This window comes from Mycobacterium sp. (assembly GCF_025965855.1).
Lineage (GTDB): Bacteria > Actinomycetota > Actinomycetes > Mycobacteriales > Mycobacteriaceae > Mycobacterium.
In genome coordinates, this window is record NZ_JAOPWB010000286.1 from 1 (window position 1) to 4,140 (window position 4,140).

The 4,140-nt window shown below is 69.6% G+C and carries 5 protein-coding genes; 4 read left to right on the forward strand and 1 reads right to left on the reverse strand.

Annotated features, from left to right (window positions below; translation table 11 throughout):
• Positions 1 to 112 precede the first annotated feature (112 nt).
• From JWP83_RS24330 to JWP83_RS24345, 4 genes are read left to right on the forward strand one after another with little or no spacing between them, the layout of a single operon-like run.
• Entirely contained in the window at positions 113 to 514 is a 402-nt protein-coding gene (locus JWP83_RS24330) for a serine protease inhibitor (RefSeq protein WP_297736120.1), read from the forward strand.
• 6 nt (positions 515 to 520) lie between these two features.
• Positions 521 to 895, forward strand: coding sequence for a DUF742 domain-containing protein (locus tag JWP83_RS24335; RefSeq protein WP_297736123.1), 375 nt, complete (start codon positions 521 to 523; stop codon positions 893 to 895).
• Complete coding sequence (locus JWP83_RS24340) at positions 876 to 1,451, forward strand: ATP/GTP-binding protein (protein WP_297736126.1); 576 nt, start codon at positions 876 to 878, stop codon at positions 1,449 to 1,451. The genes JWP83_RS24335 and JWP83_RS24340 overlap by 20 nt, the downstream gene beginning before the upstream one ends.
• 7 nt (positions 1,452 to 1,458) lie before the next feature.
• On the forward strand, positions 1,459 to 2,025 hold the full coding sequence (locus tag JWP83_RS24345) for a pentapeptide repeat-containing protein (protein ID WP_297736128.1): 567 nt from the start codon (positions 1,459 to 1,461) through the stop codon (positions 2,023 to 2,025).
• Here JWP83_RS24345 and JWP83_RS24350 read toward each other — a convergent pair.
• The coding region (locus JWP83_RS24350; protein WP_297736131.1) for an ATP-binding cassette domain-containing protein at positions 2,022 to 4,140 on the reverse strand (2,119 nt) is incomplete at its 5' end. The genes JWP83_RS24345 and JWP83_RS24350 overlap by 4 nt on opposite strands.

A 4,140-nucleotide genomic window follows, 5' to 3' on the forward strand; every position in this document is an offset into this window, starting at 1 on the left:
CCGCCGCGGGGCGCGACCCCGAGGCGGTGCGGACCTCGTTCAGCAGCCACTTCGGTGGCGTGCGCTCCGGACGGTCGCACGCCCGAGAGACGAGTGAAGGATCTGAAGACGAATGACGGCTGCTGAGAACTCGCTGGACTGGTTGGTGACGAAGTTCACCCGCGAGGTCCCCGGGGTCGCGCACGCGTTGCTGGTGTCCGTCGACGGGTTGCCGGTCGCCGCCAGTGAGCACCTCCCGCGCGAACGAGCCGATCAGCTGGCCGCGGTCGCCTCCGGGCTGGCCAGCCTCGCGACCGGTGCCGCGCAGCTGTTCGAGGGGGGCCAGGTGCTGCAGTCGGTGGTCGAGATGGCGAACGGCTACCTGTTGCTGATGCGGGTCGGCGACGGCTCGCATCTGGCCACGCTGGCCGTGGCGTCCTGCGACATCGGCCAGATCGGCTACGAGATGGCCATCCTTGTCGAACGGGTGGGCGGCGTGGTCCAGTCCACCCGCCGGTCCGCTACGCACTCGTGAGCCGCGATGGACAGACGCGAGCGCTGGCCGGCCTCACGTGAGGCGAACCTGGTCCGTCCGTACACCCTGACGTCCGGACGGACCGGCACCAACGTCGACCTTCCGCTGGAAGCGCCGATACAGACGCTGGACGCGGGCCTGGCTCACCGGTGGCCACCCAACGATGCGAGAGGCAAGATCATCCAACTGTGCGTGAACAGCCCGTCGGTCGCGGAAATCTCCGCCCGGCTGGATTTACCGGTCGGTGTCGCGCGCGTCCTGGTCGGCGATCTTGTGCTGTCCGGCTACCTTCGGGTGCATAGGACGTTGACCGAGCTTTCCACCCGCGATGAGCGCCACGAACTCATAGGAAGGACCCTGCGTGGCTTACGAGCACTCTGACGGCGGAGCCCACGCTTCGACGAAGATCGTGATCGCGGGCGGGTTCGGGGTCGGCAAGACCACATTCGTCGGGGCGGTCTCGGAGATCATGCCGCTGCGCACCGAGGCGATGCTCACCGACGCCTCGACCGGCGTCGACATGCTCGAGGCCACCCCGGACAAGCGGACCACCACGGTCGCAATGGATTTCGGCCGGATCACCCTGGACGAGGAGCTGGTGCTCTACCTCTTCGGGACCCCGGGTCAGCGGCGGTTCTGGTTCATGTGGGACGACCTGGTGCGCGGCGCGATCGGCGCGGTCGTGCTGGTCGACTGCCGCCGCCTGCAGGACAGCTTCGCCGCGGTCGACTTCTTCGAGCACCGCAACCTGCCTTTCCTGATCGCGGTCAACGAGTTCGACGGCGCGCCACGCTATCCCGTGGAGGCGGTCCGCGAGGCGCTGACCCTGCCCCGGCACATCCCGGTGATCACCGTCGATGCCAGGGACCGCAGGTCGGCGACCGACGCGCTGATCGCCGTCAGCGAATACGCGCTGGAAACCCTGGCCGCGAGCTGATCCCGCTTTGCAGCACTGGGTCGATCGCGAATTCACCGGCACGGATTTTCGCGACGAGGACCTCAGCCGGTTGCGCACCGAGCGGGTGGCGTTCAGCGACTGTGATTTCAGCGGTGCCAACCTGGCCGAGTCGGACCACCGCGGGTCGGCGTTTCGCAACTGCACGTTCGAGCGAACGTTGCTGTGGCACGCCACGTTTGCGCAATGCTCCATGCTGGGCTCGGTCTTCGTGGGTTGCCGGATGCGCCCGATGACGTTCGACGAGGTGGATTTCACCCTCGCGGTGCTCGGCGGCAACGACCTTCGCGGTCTCGACCTGGGCGGCTGCCGGCTGAGGGAGACCAGCCTGGTGGAGACCGACCTGCGCAAGGCCGTGCTGCGCGGCGCCGACCTGTCCGGCGCCCGGACGACGGGCGCCCGCCTGGACGACGCCGACCTGCGCGGCGCCACCGTGGACGCCGCGTTGTGGCGGACCGCCTCGCTGTCGGGCGCGCGGGTCGACGTTCCGCAGGCCATGGCGTTCGCGCTGGCGCACGGGCTGCTATTTGAGGGGAGCCTGGACGCAAAGGATTAGCGCGTGAGCCGGATGCGCCAGCGCACGATGGCGGAATAGATCACCGACAGCGCGACCAGCATCCCCATGTCGAGCAGCCACGCACCGCGCGTGTGCATCCAGTGGCCGTCCCTGGCAATGAGCGAACCGGGCACCAGCTCGCGCAGGTTCACCGTCGACGCCGACGCCGCGTATCCCCAGCGCGAGGGCATCACCCAGGAGAGCTGGTCGAGGAAGATGCGGCCGGTCACCGGGACCATCCCACCGGCGAGCACCAGCTGCAGCATCAGGGACACCACCAAAAGCGGCATGATCTGCTCGTTGGAGCGCGCCAGCGACGACAGCACCAAACCCAGGACCGCCGAGGCCACACACGTCGCGGCCACGGTGACGAACAGCTCGAAGCTGGCGTTACCCAGCAGCACCGGCGGCTGGGTCGGCGCGCCCTTGCCCACCAGCACGATGCCCGTCACTATCGCCGCCTGCACGATCGCGAACGCGCAGAACACCGTGAGCTTGGCGCCCAGGTAGGCCCCCGTCGACAGGCCCACCGCCTGTTCGCGCCGGAAGATGGCGCGCTCGCCGATCAGGTCGCGGATCGTCAGCGCCGTGCCCATGAAGACGGCGGCGATGGACATGAGGGTCAGGATCTGCGCGGATTCGTCGGGCGTCCCGCTGGTCGGTTGGGCGATGCCGAACCCGGTGCTGCCCGGAACGGTCAGCGACAGCCCGCCCAGGATGAACGGCAGCACCGCCAGGAACGCGAAGTAGGCGCGGTCCGAGACGACCAACCGGACCTGTCGCCGCGCGATCGTGGAGAACTGGTGGCGCACGCTGGTGTGGGGCCGGGCGCCGAGATCGGCCGGCGCCGACTCCATCGGTGGCGGGGGCTTGTTCTGCGCCAGGAAGCGCCGGTTGGCCTCGTCGGGGTCGGCGCCCACCTTGGCGAAGATCTGGGCCCAGTTGGTGGTGCCCATGGCGTCGCCGATCCGGCCGGGGGCGCCCAGGTAGGCCGTCTTGCCGCCAGGGGCCATCAGCAGCACCTGGTCGCAGACGTCGAGATAGGTCAGCGAGTGAGTGACCACGAGCACCACCCGACCGGCGTCGGCGAGCTGGCGCAGCATCGTCATCACCTGCAGGTCCAGCGCCGGGTCCAGCCCCGAGGTCGGCTCGTCGAGGATCAGCAGCGACGGCCCGGTGAGCAGCTCCAGCGCCACCGACGCGCGCTTGCGCTGGCCGCCGGACAGCTTGTCCACCCGGGTGCCGGCGTGCTGGGTCAGCCCCAGTTCGTCGAGCACCTGGGCGACGACCTGTTGGCGGTCCGCCTTGCTGGTGTCGGGGGGCAGTCGAAGTTCGGCGGCGTAGCCCAGGGCCTGGTTGACCGTCAGCTGGCGGTGCACGACGTCGTCCTGGGGGACCATCCCGATCCTGGTGCGCAGCGACCCGTACTCGGTGTGGATGTCGTGGCCCTCGAACGTGACCGAGCCGGAGGTCGGGGTGGCATACCCGGCGATCAGCCGCGACAGCGTGGTCTTGCCCGCGCCCGAACCGCCGATGATGGCGGTCAGGGTGCCGGGCCGGGCGGTCATCGAAATCCGTTCCAGCAGGTTTTTTTGGTTGATGCTGAAGTTGACCTCGCGCACCTCCAGGCCGCCGGTCCGCGCCGCGACCTCTTGGCGGCGGACCAGCACGCCGCCGGTGAACAACAGGTCGACGTTGCCGATCGTGACCACGTCGCCCTCGGCGAGCACCGCCGACCCGACCCTGATCCCGTTCACGAAGGTGCCGTTGATGCTGTGCGCGTCGCGGATTTGAGTGCCGACCGGCGTCGCGGTCAGGAACGCGTGATGGCGCGACGCCAGCACGTCGTGGATGACGACGTCGTTGTCGAGCGAGCGGCCGATCCAGGCGGTGCCGGTGACCGGGGCCTCGAGATCACCGGAGCCCACGGCCTTGACCCGGGTGGTCGGGAACTCGGCGATCTCGCCGCTGACGCCGATCCGGGTGGGCGGGTTCGGATCCGCCGCGTCCTGGGGTACGGCCTGGGTGGCCGCGTTCGGCCGGACGATCGGGATGGCGGTGGCGCGCTGCGTGACGTCGCCGGGCCGGCGCGCGGCCGGCGGGGCCTGGACGGGT

Coding starts and splice junctions, on each gene's coding strand:
- JWP83_RS24335 (WP_297736123.1), top strand. CDS start 521: ATGGACAGACGCGAGCGCTGGCCGGCCTCACGTGAGGCGAACCTGGTC.
- JWP83_RS24330 (WP_297736120.1), top strand. CDS start 113: ATGACGGCTGCTGAGAACTCGCTGGACTGGTTGGTGACGAAGTTCACC.